General features: G+C 69.3%; 11 protein-coding genes and 8 pseudogenes. 8 read left to right on the top strand and 11 right to left on the bottom strand.

What is annotated here, in order from left to right; all coding sequences use genetic code 11:
• The first annotated feature begins 25 nt into the window (after positions 1-25).
• From mmsA to QQK48_RS07060, 3 pseudogenes are all read left to right on the top strand, one after another.
• Positions 26-1,544 (top strand): annotated as a pseudogene (gene mmsA / locus QQK48_RS07070) (multiple monosaccharide ABC transporter ATP-binding protein).
• A gap of 32 nt (positions 1,545-1,576) precedes the next feature.
• Positions 1,577-2,981: pseudogene (gene mmsB / locus QQK48_RS07065) on the top strand (multiple monosaccharide ABC transporter permease).
• 7 nt (positions 2,982-2,988) lie between these two features.
• Positions 2,989-4,132, top strand: a pseudogene (locus tag QQK48_RS07060) (substrate-binding domain-containing protein).
• 68 nt (positions 4,133-4,200) lie between these two features.
• Here the strand turns inward: QQK48_RS07060 and QQK48_RS07055 are convergent.
• Positions 4,201-4,392 (bottom strand): aspartate/glutamate racemase family protein, encoded by a 192-nt coding sequence (locus QQK48_RS07055; RefSeq protein WP_284327968.1) that lies wholly within the window; start codon positions 4,390-4,392, stop codon positions 4,201-4,203.
• Positions 4,349-4,909 (bottom strand): aspartate/glutamate racemase family protein, encoded by a 561-nt coding sequence (locus tag QQK48_RS07050; RefSeq protein ID WP_284327967.1) that lies wholly within the window; start codon positions 4,907-4,909, stop codon positions 4,349-4,351. The genes QQK48_RS07055 and QQK48_RS07050 overlap by 44 nt, the downstream gene beginning before the upstream one ends.
• Before the next feature lie 128 nt (positions 4,910-5,037).
• On the opposite strand from QQK48_RS07050, the gene QQK48_RS07045 reads away from it, so the two are divergent.
• The 5 genes and pseudogenes from QQK48_RS07045 (at position 5,038) to QQK48_RS21450 (ending at position 11,141) form a co-directional block, all read left to right on the top strand.
• Positions 5,038-5,436, top strand: coding sequence for a heavy metal-responsive transcriptional regulator (locus tag QQK48_RS07045; RefSeq protein WP_284327966.1), 399 nt, complete (start codon positions 5,038-5,040; stop codon positions 5,434-5,436).
• A gap of 130 nt (positions 5,437-5,566) precedes the next feature.
• Positions 5,567-7,119, top strand: a pseudogene (locus tag QQK48_RS07040) (Re/Si-specific NAD(P)(+) transhydrogenase subunit alpha).
• 1 nt (position 7,120) lies between these two features.
• A pseudogene (gene pntB / locus QQK48_RS07035) lies at positions 7,121-8,534 on the top strand (Re/Si-specific NAD(P)(+) transhydrogenase subunit beta).
• An 88-nt stretch (positions 8,535-8,622) separates the two neighbouring features.
• Positions 8,623-8,853: a heavy-metal-associated domain-containing protein gene (locus tag QQK48_RS07030; RefSeq protein WP_284327965.1), complete on the top strand. Its 231-nt coding sequence runs from the start codon at positions 8,623-8,625 to the stop codon at positions 8,851-8,853.
• 10 nt (positions 8,854-8,863) lie between these two features.
• A pseudogene (locus QQK48_RS21450) lies at positions 8,864-11,141 on the top strand (heavy metal translocating P-type ATPase).
• 549 nt (positions 11,142-11,690) lie between these two features.
• Here QQK48_RS21450 and QQK48_RS21445 read toward each other — a convergent pair.
• The 9 genes and pseudogenes from QQK48_RS21445 to QQK48_RS06985 all read right to left on the bottom strand — a co-directional run bounded on the left by QQK48_RS21445 (position 11,691) and on the right by QQK48_RS06985 (position 20,077).
• A complete protein-coding gene (locus tag QQK48_RS21445) occupies positions 11,691-12,113 on the bottom strand; it encodes a PrsW family glutamic-type intramembrane protease (protein ID WP_431308303.1) in 423 nt (140 codons plus the stop codon).
• A gap of 67 nt (positions 12,114-12,180) precedes the next feature.
• Positions 12,181-12,438 (bottom strand): annotated as a pseudogene (locus QQK48_RS21440) (PrsW family glutamic-type intramembrane protease); the annotation flags it as partial.
• Positions 12,439-12,710: 272 nt separating this feature from the next.
• On the bottom strand, positions 12,711-13,328 hold the full coding sequence (locus tag QQK48_RS07015; RefSeq protein WP_284327963.1) for a hypothetical protein: 618 nt from the start codon (positions 13,326-13,328) through the stop codon (positions 12,711-12,713).
• Positions 13,329-13,428: 100 nt separating this feature from the next.
• Positions 13,429-14,448 carry an HNH endonuclease gene (locus tag QQK48_RS07010; RefSeq protein WP_284329328.1) on the bottom strand — a complete coding sequence of 340 codons (1,020 nt, stop codon included), beginning with the start codon at positions 14,446-14,448 and terminating at the stop codon, positions 13,429-13,431.
• 98 nt (positions 14,449-14,546) lie between these two features.
• Complete coding sequence (locus QQK48_RS07005) at positions 14,547-14,837, bottom strand: hypothetical protein (RefSeq protein WP_284327962.1); 291 nt, start codon at positions 14,835-14,837, stop codon at positions 14,547-14,549.
• A gap of 128 nt (positions 14,838-14,965) precedes the next feature.
• Positions 14,966-16,093: pseudogene (locus QQK48_RS07000) on the bottom strand (aminotransferase class I/II-fold pyridoxal phosphate-dependent enzyme).
• 246 nt (positions 16,094-16,339) lie between these two features.
• The gene (locus QQK48_RS06995) at positions 16,340-17,146 is read right to left on the bottom strand and encodes a hypothetical protein (protein WP_284327961.1); all 807 of its coding nucleotides are present in this window, start codon (positions 17,144-17,146) and stop codon (positions 16,340-16,342) included.
• A 77-nt stretch (positions 17,147-17,223) separates the two neighbouring features.
• On the bottom strand, positions 17,224-19,536 hold the full coding sequence (locus QQK48_RS06990) for a lamin tail domain-containing protein (protein ID WP_284327960.1): 2,313 nt from the start codon (positions 19,534-19,536) through the stop codon (positions 17,224-17,226).
• Between the two features lie 118 nt (positions 19,537-19,654).
• The gene (locus tag QQK48_RS06985; RefSeq protein ID WP_284327958.1) at positions 19,655-20,077 is read right to left on the bottom strand and encodes a rhodanese-like domain-containing protein; all 423 of its coding nucleotides are present in this window, start codon (positions 20,075-20,077) and stop codon (positions 19,655-19,657) included.
• Between the last annotated feature and the right edge of the window lie 61 nt (positions 20,078-20,138).

Here is a 20,138-nt window from a genome sequence, read left to right as displayed (position 1 = left end):
GCCACGTCGCACGTCAAGGCTCGAGATGCGGCAGATCACCAAGGAGTTCCCCGGCGTCAAGGCCCTCGATCGGGTCGACCTCAAGGTCCGCGCCGGTGAGATCCATGCGATCTGCGGCGAGAACGGCGCCGGGAAATCGACCCTCATGAAGGTGCTCTCCGGCGTCTACCCGCACGGCACCTACGAGGGCGACATCGTGCTCGACGGCGAGGTCGTGGAGTTCAAGGACCTGAAGGCGTCCGAGGGCTCCGGCATCGTCATCATCCACCAGGAGCCTCGCGCTGATCCCCGAGCTCTCGGTCATCGAGAACATCTTCCTGGGTAACGAGATCTCGCACCGCGGCCTCATCGACTGGGACCAGGCGCGCCTGCGGACCATCGAGCCTGCTCGCCAGGGTGGGGCTCGAGGTTGACCCGCGCACCCCGGTCAAGAGCCTCGGCGTCGGTCAGCAGCAGCTTGTGGAGATCGCCAAGGCGCTGTCCAAGGACGTCCGCCTCCTCATCCTCGACGAGCCCACCTCCGCGCTCAACGAATCCGACTCGGAGAACCTGCTCGACCTGCTGCGAGGACTGCGCGGCAAGGGCCTGACATCGATCATGATCAGCCACAAACTCAACGAGATCGAGGCCATCGCGGACGCCGTCACCATCATCCGCGACGGCAAGTCCATCGAACGGCTCGACGTTCAGGACGAACCGCTCGACGAGGACCGCATCATCCGCGGCATGGTGGGTCGCTCTCTCGAGGCGCGCTACCCGTCCCGCGAGCCCCGCCCCGGCGAGGTGTACTTCGAGGTCGAGGGGTGGACCGTGGAGGACCCCGCGATCCCCGGACGCCTCCTGTCCAAGGCATCGTCCTTCCACGTGCGCCGCGGAGAGATCGTCGGCTTCGCCGGCGTCATGGGCGCGGGTCGCACGGAACTCGCGCGGTCCATCTTCGGACGCTCGTTCGGCACCTACCGCTCGGGCACGGTGCGCATCGGCGGCAAGGAGGTCCACCTCACCACCGTCGAGAAGGCCATCGAGCACGGCCTCGCGTACGTCCCGGAGGACCGCAAGACCCTCGGGCTCAACCTGCTCGACTCGATCCGCGACACCATCGTCGCCGCGGACCTCGATCGCGTCATCCCGCGCCTGCTCATCGACGAGCCTCGCGGAGTTCCGCGCCGCCGAGCGCTACCGCACCGACCTGCGCGTCAAGACCCCGGACGTCAACCGCGGCGTCGCCACCCTCTCGGGCGGCAACCAGCAGAAGGTCGTCCTCGGTAAGTGGCTCTTCACCGAGCCGGAGGTGCTCATCCTCGACGAGCCCACCCGCGGCATCGACGTGGGAGCCAAGTACGAGATCTACACGATCATCAACCGGCTCGCCGATGCTGGCCGCTGCGTCATCGTCATCTCCTCCGAGCCTGCCCGAACTCCTGGGCATGTGCGACCGCATCTACACGGTGTGCGAGGGGCGCATCACGGGTGACCTGCCGGCCGCCTCCACAGACCAAGAGACGCTCATGCGCCTCATGACCACCACCACGTCCGCCGCCTAAGCGGCGAGAAACCCACGAGAGGGAAAGCGACAATGCAGTCACTCAGACAACTCTTCGGAGGGGACCTGCGGCAGTTCTCCATGCTGTTCGCGCTGGTCGTGCTCGTCATGTACTTCCAGATCGCGACCGGGGGCAAAGTCCTCACGCCGTCGAACATGATGAATCTCGTTAATGGCAACTCCTACGTGCTGATCCTCGCGATCGGCATGGTGATGGTCATCGTCGTGGGCCACATCGACCTCTCGGTCGGATCGGTCGCGGCCGTCACCGGCATCATCGTCGCCCTCGCGCTACGTGACTGGGGCATCCCCTGGTGGGTGGGCCTGCTCCTCGGCCTCGCCGTCGGTGCCGCGATCGGCGCCTGGCAGGGGTACTGGGTCGCGTACGTGGGAATCCCAGGCTTCATCACCACCCTCGCGGGCATGATGATCTTCCGCGGCCTCAACCAGTACATCGGTGACTCCAACTCGGTGCCCGTCCCCGAGGAGTTCCAGGTCATGGGCGGCGGATATCTTCCCGAATGGGGTCCCAATACGGGGTTCAACAACTCGACGCTGTTGCTCGGTATCGCGGCTGGCGTGTTTGTCATCTGGCACGAACTGCGCAAGCGCCAGCGCGCGGTCAAGGTGGGCCTCGAGCCCGACTCCGTGACCATCGCCACGGTGCGCGTCGCGCTCCTGCTCGCCGTCATCGCGTACATGACTTACCTGTTCGGTACCGGCCGCGAAGGCACGTCCTTCCCGGTTCCTGGCGTCATCCTCGTGGTGCTCGTGATCATCTACCACGTCATCACGCAGCGCACGAAGTTCGGCCGCCACATCTATGCCGTCGGTGGAAACCGGGCCGCGGCCGCGCTGTCCGGTGTCTCGACCAGGAAGACGTACTTCCTGGTGATGGCGAACATGTCGGTACTCGCGGCGCTCGCGGGCATGATCTTCATCGGCCGCTCGACCGCCTCCGGACCCTTCGACGGCCAGCCTGTGGGAACTCGACGCAATCGCGGCCGTCTTCATCGGCGGTGCGGCCGTCTCGGGCGGCATCGGCACTGTCACCGGCTCCATCATCGGTGGCCTGGTGATGGCGACGCTCAACAACGGGCTGCAACTCATGGGCGTCGGCTCGGACATGACCCAGATCATCAAGGGACTCGTGCTGCTCGCCGCCGTCGCGTTCGACGTCTATAACAAGACCCAGGGGCGCCCGTCGCTCATCGGCGCGATGGGACGAGCCTTCCAGAACAGCCGCCTCGGCTCACACGAACCCGTGGTCGCCCCGGCGGGCGGCTCCGCCGCCGCCAGCACCATCGGCGCTCACGAGACCGGTTCCACGGCAACCCTGCCGGCATCGGCCACGTCCACCGCGACCGAGGCGCCGCCAGTGGTCGACGACATCACACAGACTTCGCATCCAATGGGGAATGCGGAAGAGGAAAGGTAGAAAACACATGAGCAGGTCACTGAAGGGAATCGTGGCGTTCGCCGCGGTCGGGGCGTTCGCGCTGGCCGGCTGTTCGTCCGAGCGGTCCGGCGACGAGGAGTCGACCTCCTCCGCGACCGCCAGCACTGAGAGCACGGCTTCCGCCGAGGGCGGCACGTGCATCGACGAGGGCGCGACCATCGGCGTCGCTCTCCCGCAGAAGACGTCCGAGAACTGGGTGCTCGCGGAGCAGCCTGTTCAACGACGGACTCACCGAGGCTGGGTTCAGCCCCATCGTCCAGTTCGCCAACGCCGGAGTTACCGAGCAGCAGAACCAGATCCTCGCGATGGTGGAGCAGGACGCTCAGGTGGTCGTCGTGGGTGCCGTCGACGGATCGCAGGCTGGGCAGCCAGGCTCGAGACCGCCAAGGACCAGGGCGCCACCGTCATCGCCTACGACCGTCTCGTGAAGAACACGGATGCGGTTGACGCGTACATCGCGTTCGACAACTTCCGGGTGGGCGAGCCTGCAGGGTGAGGCGCTGCTGCAGGGCCTCGGCGAGCGCAAGGGTGAGGCTCCGTACAACATCGAGCCTCATTGCCGGCTCCTCGGATGACGCCAACTCCATCCCGTTCTTCGAGGGCGCGATGAGCAAGCCTGCAGCCTGAGATCGACGGCGGCAACCTGGTGGTCACGTCCGGGCAGACCACGTTCGAACAGGCGGCGACGGCCGGCTGGAAGGCGGAGAACGCTCAGAAGCGCATGGACACCATCGTCTCCGGCTACTACTCGGACGGCACCGAGTTGGACGGCGTCCTGTCGCCCAACGACACGCTTGCCCGTGCGGCGCTGACGTCGGTGTCGCAGGCAGGGCTCGACACCCCTGTCATCACCGGTCAGGACTCCGAGGTGGAGTCCGTGAAGTCGATCGTCGCCGGCGAGCAGTACTCGACGATCTACAAGGACACCCGCGAGGCTCGTCGCGCAGACGATCGCGTCCGTGGTGGCGCTGCAGGAGTGCGGCGACATCCCGATCAACGACACCGAGCAGTACGACAACGGCGTCAAGGTGGTGCCCGCGTTCCTGCTGGAGCCGAAGATCGTGACCCAGGAGAACGCCGCCGAGGTCTACGCCAACGACCCGACGCTCGGCCCGCTCACCGAGGGCTGATCCAGCCTCACCCTCTCGCACATGGCTCTGCCCCCGGGACTCTGGAGGTTCCCGGGGGCAGAGCCATGTCAGTCGCGCAGTGCGAACTCCAGGGCGGCCTCGACGTGGAGGCCCATGGAGTCGAAGTAGGGCTCGTCGACGTCCGCGGCCGTCAGCACCATGGGGATTTCGGTGCAGCCGGAGATGACGCCCTGGGCGCCGCGCTCCCGGAGCCGGTCATAGACGCCACGGATCCAGGCGCGTGCACCGTCGGGGACCACGCCGCGAGCGAGGGAGCCGTAGATGAGGTCGTGGACCTCGGTCAGGCTCGGGCTCGGCGGGCACGATGGTGGTGATACCGCGCGCCGCCATGTGGTCGCGGTAGAACGGGTCGCGCATCGTGTAGCCGGTACCGAGAAGGGCCACGGTGTCGAGGCCTGCCGCCTCGATCGCGTCGGCGGTCGCGTCAAGCATGTGGACGAGCGGAATGCCGATGCCGCCGGCGACGGCGGGGGCGACCTTGTGCATGGTGTTGGCGCAGATGAGGATCGCCTCGGCGCCGGCAGCCTCAAGGGCGCGGGCATCGGCGGCGAAGGTGGCGCCAAGGCCGTCCCAGTCGCCTGCCGCCTGGGCATCGGCGATCTGCTGGAAGTTGTAGGACCGCACCACCAGGTCGGCGGCGCTCGATCCTCCCAGGCGGGCGTTGACGCCCTCGTTCAGCAAGCGCTCGAACTCGATCGAGGAGTGCCAGGTGATGCCTCCCAGGAGGCCGAGGCGTCGGGGTGCGGTGCGAGTCATGCCCCGACGCTACCCCCACCCCTTATTCCGTCAAATGGATCCATTTGGTTCGCCTAAGGCCTTAGACGACCCAAATGGATCCATTTGACGGTTCCAGTGAGGTGGAAGGTTGACGTAGCGTGGAGGGCATGAGGATCTCCGAACTTGCGTCCCACGTGGGAGTCACCGCGAAGACGGTGCGCTACTACGAGTCCATCGGCCTGCTGCCCGACCCCGGCCGCACCGCCTCCGGCTACCGCGACTACGGGGCCGATGCACTCGAGCGCCTCACGTTCGTCCGTGACGCCCAGGCCGCCGGCCTCAGCCTCAAGGAGTCCGGCCAGATCCTCGACATGAAGGCCGCTGGCCACGGCACCTGCGAACACACGCGCGCTCTCCTGGACAGGCATCTCAGCGACATCGATGCGCAGATTGCGTCCCTCGAGGCCGCGCGGGCCGAGCTCCTTGCCCTGCGTGCGCGCGCCGACATCCTCAACCCCGCCGACTGCACCGACCCTCACCGCTGCCAGGTGGTCGGCTCCCACTAGGGCCGATGCCGCCGCCCACCCCGGCATCTACCAGGGCCGCAGTCGGGACTCTCGTCCCGCGCGTTCGGCGGCGCGCCGCCGTAGCCTCATGGTGAAGATCGACCGTCCAGGCACCCAGGAGGCGCCCCGCATGCGCATCTCAGTCCCCGCGGCCCCGCCGCAGCAGCGACTCGTCGCCGCGACTCCCAAGACCGTCGCCAAGGCTCATCGCTCGGCTACGAGGTCACGGTCGAGGCCGGCGCGGGCGAGCGCGCGACCTTTGCCGATGCGGCCTACGAGGCCGCGGGCGCCGTCATCGGGACGCGCGAGGAGGCGTGGTCGGGAGACGTGGTGACCGCCGTCGAGGCGCCCAGCCCCGCCGACATTGGCCTGCTCTCCGAGGGCGCGACCCTGATCGCCCCCTCGCGCCGCACGCGAACCCCGACCTCCTCGAGGACCTCCGCGCCGCGGGCGTCACGGCCCTCGCCCTCGACGCCGTGCCGCGCCTGTCCCGCGCCCAGGCACTCGACGTGCTGTCCACCAAGTCCAACGTCTCCGGCTACCGCGCCGTCATCGAGGCCGCGGAGGCGTACGGCGGCATGTTCGCGGGCCAGGTCACCGCCGCGGGCAAGACCGCCCCGGCGACGGTGTTCATCATCGGCGGCGGCGTGGCGGGACTGGCCGCCATCGGCGCGGCCGTGGCGCTCGGAGCGCAGGTGCGTGCCTTCGACGTCAGGCCAGAGGCCGCCGAGCAGATCGAGTCCATGGGCGCCACCTTTGTGAACGCCCCCGAGGCTCAGCAGGAGGTGTCGCCCGATGGCTATGCGAGCCCGCTGACGCAGGCCCAGCAGGCCGCCGCGATGGACCTCTACGCGCGTGAGGCGGCCAACGCCGACGTGGTCATCACCACCGCGCTGGTCCGCGGCGCCGCCCCCACCACCCTGACCGCCGCCACCGTGGCCGCCATGCGCGCCGGTTCGGTCATCGTGGACCTCGCCGCCTCGGGCGGAGGGAACTGCGAGGCCACCGTCCCCGGCGAGAGCATCGTGACCGACGGCGGCGTCACGGTCATCGGCTACACCGACCTGCCGGGCCGCATGCCGCGCCATACGTCGCAGCCTGCTCGGCACCAACATCGTCAACCTGCTGAAGCTCATGACGCCCGCCAAGGACGGCGCGCTGGTCCTCGACCTCGAGGATGACGTGGTGCGAGGCATGACGACGTCCCATGCCAGCGATCTCCTGTGGCCTCCGCCGCCCATCACGGTGTCTGCCGCGCCGAGTGCCGCTACTCCGGCGGAGCGGGCCGAGACCCCGGCCACGGCATCGGCCGCCAGTGAGGCGCAGGCGAAGCCTGAGCCAAAGAAGCGCTCCTGGCCGATGCTCGCCTCGGCCGTCGCGCTCGCCCTCGCCCTGGCCTTTGCCGACGCGGCGTTCCTCGCTGCGTTCACGGTGTTCGCGCTCGCAGTCGTCATCGGCTACTACGTCATCAGCAACGTGAGCCACTCGCTTCACACGCCGCTGATGAGCCAGACCAACGCGATCAGCGGGATCATCCTCATCGGCGCCCTGCTGCAGTTAGGGTCCACGGATCCCGTGGTGACCACGCTCGCGTTCCTCGCGGCCGCCATCGCATCCATCAACGTCTTCGGTGGCTTCCTGGTCACCTACCGCATGCTCGGCATGTTCTCGAAGGGGGCCTGACATGACGATCGCATCGCTGTCCGCCGTCGCGTACCTGGCCGCGGCCATCCTGTTCATTCTGTCGCTTGCGGGCCTGTCCAAGCAGGAGACCGCGAGGCGCGGCAACCTGCTGGGCATGGCGGGCATGGGCATCGCCATCGTCGCGACCATCGCGCTCGCGCTCGACACGTCGCAGCGTCCGTGGGGCGTGACGCTTGGCCTCATCGTGGCGGTCCTCGCGATCGGCGCGGCCGTCGGGACCTGGCGGGCACGCACGGTCGAGATGACTCAGATGCCGGAACTCATCGCACTGCTGCACTCGTTCGTGGGCGCGGCTGCCGTGCTGATCGGCTTCAACTCGTACCTCACCGAAGGCCACGACGCGATGCACCTCATCGAGGTGTTCCTCGGCGTGCTGATCGGTGCGGTGACCTTCACCGGGTCCATCGTCGCCTACCTGAAGGCTCTCGGCGCGCATCTCTGGTGCGCCGCTGACGCTGCCCGGACGCCACGCCCTCAACCTTGGCGCGCTCGTGGCCTGCGGCGGACTCCTGGCCTGGTTCCTCGCGGCGCCGTCCATCTGGCCCCTGGCGCTCATGACGGTCATCGCGCTCGCGGTGGGCTGGCACCTCGTGGCGGCCATCGGCGGCGGCGACATGCCCGTGGTGGTGTCGATGCTCAACTCGTACTCGGGATGGGCCGCGGCCGCGGCGGGCTTCATGCTGGGCAACGATCTCCTCATCGTCACCGGCGCGCTGGTGGGTGCCTCGGGTGCGATCCTGTCCTACCTCATGTGCAAGGCCATGAACCGCAAGTTCCTGTCGGTCATCCTTGGCGGCTTCGGTGGTGAGGCTCCCGCGGCATCGTCGGGGGCGGCCGAGGTGACGGGCGAGCACCGTGCGACGTCCGCGGAGGACGTGGCGGAGCGGCTCGCGTCCGCGCGTTCCGTGGTCATCGCTCCCGGCTACGGGATGGCGGTGGCGAAGGCCCAGTACCCGGTGGCGCAGTTGGTGCAGCGCCTGCGGGATCGCGGCGTGGAGGTGCGCTTCGCGGTGCACCCGGTCGCGGGGCGTCTGCCCGGCCACATGAACGTGCTGCTCGCGGAGGCGCGGGTGCCCTACGACATCGTGCTCGAGCTCGACGAGATCAACGACGACTTCGCGTCCACGGATGTGGTGCTCGTCATCGGTGCGAACGACACGGTGAACCCCGCGGCGCTCGACGACCCGGGCTCGCCCATCGCCGGCATGCCGGTGCTCCACGTGTGGGAGGCGGGTTCCGTGGTGGTGTTCAAGCGTTCGATGGCCACCGGCTACGCGGGCGTGCAGAACCCTCTGTTCTTTAAGGAGAACGCGGAGATGCTGTTCGGAGATGCGAAGCAGCAGGTGGAGGCGATTCTGGCGGCCGTTGACGCGGCCGATGCGGTGGCAGCCTGAGCGCTTGACCTTCCACTCGACTGGAAGGTTTACGGTGGTGCCAGACGTTCACACAGAGGGCCTACGCGGCCCCGGAAGGAGCACCACCATGAGCACCGCATCCCCGATCATCGACATCACCGTCGAGGGCATGACCTGCAACGGCTGCGCGAACAAGGTGCGGGGCGCCATCGGCGCGCTTGACGGCGTCGCCGCCGTGGAGGTGGACCACGAGTCCGGCCTCACCCGCGTCACGCCCGACGGCACCGTGCCCGCCGACGACCTCGAGTTCGCGCTCGATGAGGCCGTCGAGGGCGTCGGCTACCGCGTCGTTTCCTAAGGGGTCCGCCATGGCTATCCCCGTGGCCCGCGACGCCGTCACGCTCCCCGTCGAGGGGATGACGTGCTCGAGTTGCGCCGCCACCATCCAGGGCGGGCTGTCCCGACTCCCCGGAGTCGAGGACGCCGTGGTGAACTATGCGACCCGCCGCGCTACGGTACGGCCCGACGGCTCGGTCACCGATGACGACCTGCGCGCCGCGATGCGCGACACCGTCGCCGGGCTCGGTTACTCCGTGCCGGAGATTCACCACGAGCACGGTGGCGATGCCCACGCCGCAGAGCACGCGGCCCACATGAGCGCGGACGCCGCGCGCATCGCCGACTACAAGCGCCGCTTCCTGGTCGCCGCGGTCCTCGCGGTGCCCACGGTGCTGCTGTCCATGGTGCACGCGTTGCAGTTCAACGGCTGGGAGTGGGTCGTCGCGGTCCTCGCGACGCCCGTGATCTGGTGGTCGGCGCTACCGTTCCATCGTTCGACGGTCGCCTCCGCTCGCCACGGCGCGACCAACATGGACACCCTCGTCACGCTGGGCACCGTCGCGGCGTGGACCTGGTCGACGGTCGTCCTGGTGAGCGGGCTGTTTGGGGGTTTGACGGCGGTCACGTCTACTACGAGACGGGCGCAGTGATCGTGGCGCTCATCCTGCTGGGCAAGTGGATGGAGGTCCGCTCCACGGCGCGAGCCGGAGACGCCATCAGGGCGCTGTCCAAGCGGCAGTCGTCGACGGCGCGCCTCGAGGACGGCACCGAGATCCCGCGCGACGCGCTCGAGGTGGGCATGCGCTTTGTGGTGCGCCCCGGCGAGACCATCGCGACCGACGGGCGTGTGATCGAGGGAGAGGCGTCCATCGACGCCTCGCTCGTGACCGGCGAGTCGGTGCCCGTGCGAGCCGCCGAGGGCGCGGAGGTCGTGGGCGGCACCATCGCGACCGACGGGGCGCTCACCGTCGAGGCGACGCGGGTGGGCGCGGAGACGATGCTCTCGCAGATTGCCCGCATGGTCGACGAGGCGCAGTCCGGTCGTGCGCGTGTTCAGCGCCTCGCGGACCGCATCTCTCGCGTCTTTGTCCCGGTCGTGATCGCGGTGTCCGCGCTCACCCTGGTGGTGTGGCTGCTCGCGACGGGTGACGCCAACGCCGCGTTCACCGCCGCGGTGGCGGTGCTGATCATCGCCTGCCCGTGCGCGCTTGGCCTCGCGACGCCGCTCGCGATCATGGTGGGCACGGGTCGCGGCGCCCAGGCTCGGCGTCCTCGTACGCGGCCCCGAGGCGCTGGAAGACACGCGCGACGTCACCACTATCGTGCTCGACAAGACGGGCACCGTGACGGAGGCGCGCATGACGCTCGTCGACGCGGACGTGCCGGGGGCCGTTGCTCAGGCCGCCGCAGGCCTGCTTGACGCGGCCGCCGCGGTCGAGGGTCGCTCGGAGCACCCCATCGCACGTGCCATTCACGAGGCCAGGGTGGCCGATGCCGATGCCGAGGCCGGGTCGCGCGCCCTGCCGCGCGTCAAGGGCTTCCGTTCGGTCGCGGGCCACGGCGTGGTCGCGACTGTTCAAGGCGCGGGGGCCGATGGCGGCAACGCCGAGGTGTGGGTCGGGTCGCGTCGCCTGTTCTCGAGTGTGCCCGACGAGGTCGAGGCGTTCGCGTCGGCGGCCGAGGCACGCGGCGAGACTGCGGTGTTCGCGGGCCGCGGCACCGAACAGCCCGTGGCGGAGGCAGTGCTGACGGTGTCCGACACCGTCAAGGCCACGAGCGCGGAGGCGATTCGAGCCTTCCGCGAGCCTGGGGCTCGACGTGGTGCTGCTCACGGGCGACAACGCGCGGGCGGCTCAGGCGGTCGCCGACCAGGTGGGGATCACCCGGGTGATCGCCGAGGTGCTGCCAGGCGACAAGGCCGAGACGATTCGGTCGCTCCAGGAGGGCGGCGCAAGGGTAGCGATGGTGGGCGACGGCGTGAACGACGCGCCCGCGCTCGCCCAGGCGGACCTGGGGCTCGCGGTCGGTACCGGTACCGACGTGGCGCGGGAGGCATCGGACCTCACCATTGTCTCGGGTGACCTCCGTGCGGCGGCCGATGCGATCGCGCTGTCCCGGCGCACGCTCGGCACGATTCGGGGCAACCTCTTCTGGGCGTTCGCCTACAACACGGCGGCCATTCCGCTGGCGGCGCTTGGCATCCTCAACCCGATGATCGCGGCGGCCGCGATGGGCGGATCGTCGCTGTTTGTGGTGGGCAACTCGCTGCGGCTGCGGTCCTTCGCGGGCTACCGCTCGCGGGCCTAGTTGCACCGGGCTTAGGCTCGCGGGCGGGTCCCCTGCGTCGTCGGCGCGCTGCGGCTCGTGGGTGCGCCGAGGGTCGTGGGTGCGCTGCGGGTCGCTCGCCGGCGCCACGACGGGTGTAGCCGCGGGCGCATTTTCCAGTGGCCTGCGGAGCGTGAGCGTCTCGGTGACGGGTGCCTGATCGTCGAGATGTCCCGGGGGTAGGGCCGGCGCCTGGGCGACGGGCCGCCGCCTGACGATGCGGATGGCGCCGGTGGCGACCTTCTCGGTCGCGCCGGTAGCCGCGTCGCGGACCATCTGGCGCGCGCCCTCGGTTTCGAGGCGACCGCGGGTGGTCTCCGCCCAACGCTGGACGCGGATGCGACGCGAGGACACCGGAGCCGGCTCGGGGGTGAGGCCGGGGCCGTTGACCACTCCGGCCGCTGCGTAGAGGGCGCGCAGGTCGGCCTGGATGGTGCGGACGTCCTCGGACAGGCTCGATGGTGCGGGGCGTATCCCAGCCGTCCTCGTGGGTGGCGGTGAGCAGGCTCAACTGTGCGCCCTGGAGGTACTTCAGGGTGCGGGCGGCCTCGCGTCCGGCTCGCCTGGTGGCTTCGCGGCGCAGCCCTGGCGCACGCGTCGCGTGGCGAGGAGTCGGAAGTCGGCGGGGCTGACGAGGTCATCGGGCACTACGTCGGCGGCGAGCCCGGCGAAGGTACGGCGCTCGCGCAGGTGAGCCCAGCGCAGCACCCACAGGAACAGCAGGAGCACCGGGACGCCCTTGATGATGGAGGAGACGAAGGCGTTGGCGTTGACGATGGGGGTGTTGAAGAAGCCGTGCACCACGATGGCGAGGGCGAGGGTGCCGAGGAGGACACCCCAGCGCCGCCAGGGTGCCGCGGAGGCGTTGAAGAAGTAGCCGACGCCTGCGCCTGACATGGCCGAGAAGGTCGGGTGGTTCCAGAGGCCGCCGATGACGCCGCGCAGGATGAGCATCGCCCAGACCGTCGCGGCGGTGCCGTCGGAGCCGAGGACGGCGGAGTACATGAAGGCTCTCGGAGACCTGGAATCCCAGGCCGACTACGGCGCCGTAGAAGAGGCCGTCGGCTGCCGAGCGGAGGCGGGCGCCGGGGATGAGGGCGAGGGCGACGATGCCGAGCCACTTGAGGGGCTCCTCGACGAGTGGGGCGGCGAAGGAGGAGATCCAGGCCTCGTCGACGGGAAGGACGGCGGCGACCAGGTCGTGCATGGCGGGCGCAGATACGGCAGCGAGGCCCGGGGCGGCGAAGGCGCCCCATGCGAGGGCGCCGGCGACGGTCATGGGGGAGCGGCGCTCGAAGAGCTCCATCCGGTACAGGACCAGGAGGAAGGCGCATCCGTAGAGAAGCCAGACGATGCCGGACAGGACTCCGGTGGCGGGCTGGATGCGGAGGCTCGCGGCGACGAGGGGAAGCCAGGTGACGAGTCCGTAGAGGGTGACGGCGGCCCCTGCCCAGAAGACGAGGGAGCGGACGTCGACGAAGGTTGCGGTGCGGGGGAGGGGTCTACGCAGGGTCGCGATCGCGACAGTGGTGGGGGGCGGCTCGGCGGTGGTCATGGGGCCGGGTCCGTGAAGGTGATGGAGCGCAGGATGGCGTCGACGCTGGGCTGGAGAGAGGGCCAGACCTGCGTGGAGGCGGTGGCGGTGAGGGTCGAGACTTCGTCGTGGTGCTGGATGGCGCAGGTCATCGCGATGTCGGTGACGGTGGTGCCGGTGACGCAGAGGCCGGGGTCGCCGTTGTCGGTGGAGATCTCGATGGGGTCGGAGGCGACCCAGGCGGCGGAGACGTCCGCGGCAAGGGAGGCGATGGTGCCCTGGATCACCTGCTCGGGGGTGCCGGTGGCGGCGACGGGCTGGGGTGCGGCGATGGAGAGGACGGCGCCGGCGTTGGTGAACTCGACGTAGGCGTCGGTGGTGGTGTCCTGAATCCAGTCGCCGGCGGCGGTGATGGTGACGGTGCCGTCGGTGGGGGTGCCGATGGTGACGGTGGTCGCCTCGGCGGCGACCGGGGGGTCGGTGGGTGCGACGGTGCGGGCGAGGAAGGGGAGGCCGACGACGAAGGCGGCCGCGACTGCGATCACGAAGAGGGCGCCTGGGGCGGAGCCTGCGTCCGATGATTCGGATCGACAGCGGCATGCCGGAACCGCTGCCGGGGGCGCGGGAGCGGTCATGGCTCGGAACGTAGCATGCGAAAACGGTGCAAACGTGACGCGCGCCGATGGCCGCCGACTCGTGCTCGGTGTGCGGACGGGCTCTCTCTGGGGTGCTGCTCTAACTGTCGAGTTGGTAGTGGGGTTTGCCGCCGATGCGTGGGGTGCGGGTGGGGTCGATGGTGACTGGTGGGGTGAACCAGACGTGTTGGTTGCGCACGGTGATGGTCCAGTGGTGGGTGTGGATGCGGTGGTGGCAGGACACGCAGAGCATGACGCCGTTGTCGAGGGTGGTTTTGCCGCCGTGTTGCCACCAGCGGATGTGGTGGGCTTCGCAGTACGAGGGTGGGGCGCGGCACCAGGCGCAGCCTCCGTCGCGTTCCAGGAGGGCAAGTTTTTGGTCGTCGGTGAACAGGCGACGTTTCGGGCCGCGACCAAGAGGCAGGATGCCCTCGCCGAAGATCAGGGGCTGGATTTCGGCGTCGACGCCCATGTGTTGGGCGGTGGAGATGGGGATGAAGGAGTCGATGCCGTCCACGCTTGCGCAGCCTGTGCCGGTGTTGAGGTCGGCTTGGTTGACGCGCACCACGATGGTGGTCGTCACCCCGGTGGGTACCGACTCACAGCCCAGGGCGTGGCGGGCGATCGCGGACAGGGCGTCGGCATGGATCTGGCCCGGGGTGCGCTCATCCACGCCCGAACTATCCACCACGCCCGGACCGTCGGCCGTGCTGTGGCCTGTGGTGTGGTCGCGTCGGGATTGCATGACTTTCTTCACGGCGGCTTTGAGGACGGTCACGATGGGGGCGGCGGTGGCGACGTCGAGGCGGGCGTGGATCGCGACGGATCCGTCGGCCTCGTCCTTGATTTGTACGTAACGGTTCTCAAACGCCTTCTCGTCGCGTTCCTTCACCTCTAACGGACGATGCTTTGCTTCATGGGCGGCGACCATGCGGCGCACGTCGGCGAGTGACAAGGTCGCGGCCTTGGCGACCATGCGGGCCTCGAGATCGGCCACCGCGTCCGGGGCCACGGCCGAGATCCGCTCCAGTGAGCGCGTGAGTACTGCGGCGATGTCGATCGAGAGGTCGCCGCCGCGCACCGCGGACGCGATCACAGGAAACCTCGGCCCCGCACCCACCACACCATCACCAGCAGCGCCGTCACCGCCCGCACCATCGCCAGCCGCGCCGCCCGAACGGTCACTGTCCAGCGTGGGCTGTGTCGCCTGGGTAACCGTCAACAGGCGGTGAGCCTCGGCCTCGGGCTTCCCAACGCATCGGCCAGGAGCCGGCTCGGTGAGACAAACCCGCGTGAGCGGGCCAATCCATGTGGTCCGTCGTCCTTGGTCGAGCGTCGGGCGATCTCGCCTGCCACTTCCATCAACAACGCATCGGCCATGCGTCGAATGCGTGCCACGACGTCCTTGACTTCCACCAGTTGAGCCGCCGGTGTTGAGGCCAGGTCCGCGCCCTCAAAGATGCCGGCAGCGGCAACGCTGGCGGCAAGCGCGGACGTGGAAAAGGTCATGACACCAGCATGCCGGCTACCACTGACATTCCTGGTAAACCAGCACTTCCTGGGGACAGCGCCCCGCCCCACCCCGGCCTGGGGACGAAGCGAACCAGCGAACTAGACCACCAAGTCAGACCACCGCATTAGACCAGAGACAGCGCCTGATCCAGATCCCTGCGCAGGTCCTCGACGTTCTCGAGGCCGATCGACAAACGCACGGTCGTCTCGTAGATGTCCACGGCGGCCCGCTCCTCCACCGACAACTTGTTGTGCGTCGACGTCGCGGGATGGGTCGAGATCGACTTCGCGTCACCCAGGTTGTTCGAGATGGTGAACAGCCTTCAGCCCGTTCATGAAGCGGAACGCGGCGGCCTGCGCCTCGGCGCCCGCGCGGTCCACGCCCTCGCCCACAAACAGGTCGACGGTCACGAGCGTCCCCCGAGCGTCATCTGCTTCACGGCCCGCTCGTAGTGCGGGTGCGAGGGCAGCAGGGGGTAGCGGAGCGAGTCGATCTTGGGGTGCTGCTCCATCCACGACGCAAGGTCGAGGGCCGCGGCCGCCTGGGCACGCACCCGCACACCGAGCGTCTCCAGACCCTTGAGCAGCACCCACGCGTTGAACGGCGAGATGGTCGCGCCCATGTTGCGGACCATCTGGCGCACGGGCCCGTAGACGTACTCGTCGGACCCCAGGATGGCGCCACCGAGCACGCGGCCCTGGCCGTCGATGTGCTTGGTCGCGGAGTACACCACGGCATCGGCGCCGAGCTCGAGCGGCTTCTGGCCCAGCGGCGTCGCGAAGACGTTGTCGACGATCAGCATGGCGCCGGCCGCGTGAGCCTTCTCGGCGATGAACGGGATGTCGAGGACGTCCTGCATCGGGTTGGTGGGCGACTCGATGAAGACCACCTTGGCAGGGGTTGCGAGTGCGGTCTCCCACGCGTCGGCGTCATTGCCGTCGACGTAGTCGATCTGGATGCCCCACTTCTCGAAGAAGTTGGTGAAGGTCTGGAGGGTGGACCCGAAGAGCGCCTTTGCCGCCACGAGCCGGTCGCCGGAGCCGAGGATCGAGCCGAGCGCCACGAACACCGCGGACATGCCGGTCGAGGTCGCGAAACATCGCTCGGCACCCTCGATGGCGGCGAGGCGCTCCTCGAAGGCCGTCACGGTGGGGTTCGCGTACCGCGAGTACATGTAGATGTCGATGGCGCCTGCGAACGCATCGCGCGCCTGCTCCGCGGACTCGTAGGCATACCCCTGGGTCAGGTACATGCCCTCCGACATCTCGTTGGCCTCGGAGCGGTGAATGCCGGTGTGAAGGGCAAGGGTCTCGGGGCTGAGATTCGGAGTGTCCATGGGTCCACATTAGCGAGGGCCGATGCGTGGCCGCGCCTGGTCATGGCAGGCGGCCGATGCCGTGGTCGCCACACGCCGCAGGGGCGGGGATCCGGTGGGATCCCCGCCCCTGCGGGTCAAGCGGTGAGCGGGTGGCTCACCCGGGTTGTGGCCGGATGGGCGTCAGCGCACGCGGCGGCGGGCGCCGAGGACGACGGCTCCGCCGAGTGCGAGCGCGAGCGCCGCCCAGGTGAGCGCGGCGGCATCGGCCGGGCCGGTGCCCGAGAGCGAGGCCGAGCCGTCGGCTGCCACGGTGATGGCGGCGGTACCGACGATGGTGCCATCGGCCAGGCGCACGATGATCGTGTGCTCGCCCGCCGGGATCGAGGAGGGGACCTCGATGTCCACGGAGCCGTCCGCGGCGACCGCGAAGGTGCCGAGGAAGGTGGGCTCGGAGTGCATCCACACCTCGACCGAGTCGACGTCGGCCCCGGCGCAGTCGCGGTCGATCACCACGGTGATCGCGTCGCCGGGAGCGGCCGATGCCGGTGCCTCGACCGTGCAGCCCAGGTCCGTGATCGTGGTGTCGCCACCGGTATCGCCAGGCTGCTCCGTGTTGCCGTCCGTGTCACCGCCGTCGGTGTCCCCAGGCTGGTCGGTACCGCCGTCGCCATCGCCCGGGTCAACCGGGTCAACCGGGTCCACCGGGTCAACCGGATCGACGGGGTCAACCGGGTCCACCGACACCGCGGGCAGCGTGCCCGAACGCAGCGAGAACCCATCGGTGTCGGCATCGTCGACGTAGAACGTGGCGACGGTGCCGTTCACGGCCGTCGTCGACGGCGCGATCGCGAAGCCCTCGTTGGCGAGGTTGCCCATGCCAGCGGGACGCTCGTACAGGGAGGTCATCTCCCACGCGCCGTCCACCTGCTCGTAGACCGCGATGCGGCCGTCGCACGCCTCGTCGCAAACCACCCAGAGCCTGGTCACGCTCGGCGTCCCACTGCACGTCGGCCACGAGCGAGAAGCCCGCCGCTTCGGTGGACAAGGTGTCGAGCAGCGTCACCTCACTGTTCGCGTCCAACGTCACGATGTACACCGAAGCCGTGCTCTCCACGCCCACCGCGAAGGCGTCGAGTGCGGGCAGGTAAGTGATGCCCTCGAGGCCACCATTGGCGGACAGGTTCGCCAGCGGTGCGAGCCTGCGCAAGGTTCCACTCGTCGGTCGCCACCAGCGCGCCCGAACCGGTGACCTCGTAGCGCAGCACCGACGGACGGCTCACGGAGCCGGCGTCGTTGTTGCGCTCGGTGGACACGTAGACGACGCCGGGCTCGCCCTCGCGAACCGTCACGCCCTCGGCGTCGACCACGCCGGACTCGCCGCCCGGGTAGGCGAGGACGCGACCCGACGCGTAGCCGTCGGCAAGTGACCAGGTGCCCTCGGCATCGGCCGTGAGTCGGTACAGCAGACCGTCGCCGTTCTGGACGGCCCACAGCGAGCCCGTCGCGGTGTCGTAGTCGATGCCGGACATGTCTCCCGAGAACCAGTCCTCGCCGTCGAGAACGCTCACGGATGCGCCGCCGGGCCACGCCTCGGCGCGGACAAAGCCATCGCAGTCGTTGAGGTCACCAGGGGTGGCCGATGCGGTGGCCGCCCAGTCTCCCCGGCCATCGGGGCAGCGGCCCCAGCCGGGGGTGCCGTGCTCGGCCCACTCGTAGGAGTCGATCAGCGTGGTGCCGTCGGCCTCGAAAAGGCGCACGGCGTCGCCGCTGCCCAAGCCGTAGCCCAGGTTGTCGAACGCCACCAGCGCGCCCGGCGCGAGCACGGTGCCTGCGGGAATGGTGAAGACGTGGCCGTCATCGGAGTCCTTGACGATGAGTCCCGAGGCGTCCACATCGGTGGCGCCGATGTTGATGATCTCGGCGAAGTCGGTGCCCTGCGAGGACACCTCGTTGATCCTCAGCGGCGTCGAGCACTCGTTCGGCTCGCCCTTGGTCGAGGCGGTCGAGTCGCGCCAGTCGCCGGTGCCATCGGGGCAGCGCGCCCACGAGACGAGGGCGTGGCCGGGCCACGTGTACTTCGCCGCCAGGTTTCCCTGCGCGTCATACAGGCGGAACATGTCTCCGTCGCCGAGGCCGAACGTGAAGCCCTCGGGGTACGTCGCCGACTCCTGATCGATGACCAGCAGGCCACCGGCGGGGACCACCGATCCGGCGGGCACCACGTCGGTGCGTGCATCGCCGTCATCCTTGATGGCCCAACCGGAGATGTCGATGTCCGCGTCGGTGAGGTTCATGACCTCGACCCAGTCGGTGTCGTCGCCGTTGGACTCCACCTCGTTGATGGTGAGGGCACCCGAGTACTCGGCGGGCTCCTCGACAGGCACCTCGACGTCGCCGGTACAGTCGTTGACGGCGCCAGGAGTGGTGGCACCCGTCATGCGGAAGTCGCCGGTCGCATCGGAGCAGCGGCCCCACGAAGGCACGGTGTGCTGTCCATCGGGCCACGTGGTCGAGTCGAAGGGCTCGGCGGCCGCGTCGATGACGCCCTCTGTGATGGTGGTGCCGGCGGAGAAGAGGCGCACGGAGTCGCCCTTGCCGAGGCCGAAGCCAAAGACATCGCCGGTGATGACCAGGTGGCCTCCGGCCGCGATCTCGGTGCCTTCGGGGATCACGTAGGCGTGGTCGGCGTCGGCATCGGACACGACGACGCCGCCGAGGTCCAGAGCCTCGTCCGCAGTCGAGGCGAGCTCGATCCAGTCCTGGCCATTCAGTTCCGTGTCGGGCGCGGCCGACTGGACCTCGTTAACGACTACCGAGTCCTCGACGGTCGCCGGGGGGACCTCGGCGAGGTTCGCGGTGCCGGGAGTCGAGACGGCGGTGGAGGCGAAGGCGCCGGTGCCGTCGGGCAGGCGTCCCCAGGAGGCGCCCGCGGCGTTGGTGTGCTGACCCGCTGCCCACGTGGTCGCGTCGAACGGCTGCGCCGCCGCGTCGATCACGCCGTCGGTGATGACGGTGCCGGCCGCGAATAGCCGCACCGAGTCGCCCTTGCCCAGGCCGAACCCGAACTCCGTCTCGGTGACGACGAGGTAGCCGCCGGCCGCGATCTCGGTGCCCTCGGGCAGGACGTAGGCGTGGTCAGCGTCGGCATCGGACATGACGACGCCGGAGGCGTCAATGGCGTCGCCCGACGGGTTGGCGATCTCAATCCAGTCCTGGCCGCCGAACTCGGTGGTGGGCGCGCTGGACTGCACCTCGTTGATGACGAGCGCGTCCTCGGTGGCGGACGGTGCGGCGAGTGCCGGTGTCGCGACCGCGAGTGGCGCGACGGCGAGAGTGGCGGTGACCGCGTACGCGGCACCCCTCTTCACTGAAGGCATGCGTGGTTCCCCTCGTAGGGATGTGGGTGTCTACGGACGAGGGGAATCTATGGGGGTCAGGAAAAGGGATCCTGAACGCGAGGTGACGGACGGGTGAAGCCCGCCGTGGCATCGGCCATTAGCCCTGGTGCCAGGGCAGACCTTCCGCTTTCCAGCCCTGTGCGCCGCGGTGGCCCACGGCGTCGGTGGCGCCCTCGAAGCCGTCGAGGATGTTGTAGGTAGGGCCGATTCCGGCGGCCGTGGCGGCGGTGGCACCGCCGATGCTGCGCTGGCCCGAGCGGCACAGGAACACCACGGGTGCGTCCGAGCCAGGCGTGAGTCCCGCGGCGAGGAGTTGGTCCACGAAGGCCTCGTTGCGCTGCATGGCGGGGTACGAGGCCCACTCGACGAGGATGGGGTCCTTGCCGGTCGCGGACGTGTCGGGCAGGCCCACAAAGCGCCACTCGGCCTCGGTGCGGACGTCGACGAGGCGGGCGTCGGGGTTGCTGGTGAGCAACTCCCAGGCCTCGGTGGGAGTGAGGTCGCCTGCGTATCCGGTCATGCGCGCCACCCTACCCACCCCCGCCCTAGGAACGTCAGCCCTCATTTCTGGCGTGCGGGGG

The organism is Demequina litorisediminis (assembly GCF_030161615.1).
GTDB classification, from domain to species: Bacteria; Actinomycetota; Actinomycetes; order Actinomycetales; family Demequinaceae; genus Demequina; species Demequina litorisediminis.
The sequence above is the reverse complement of the archived record's forward strand: the minus strand, read 5'-3'. Positions and strand labels throughout refer to the sequence as shown.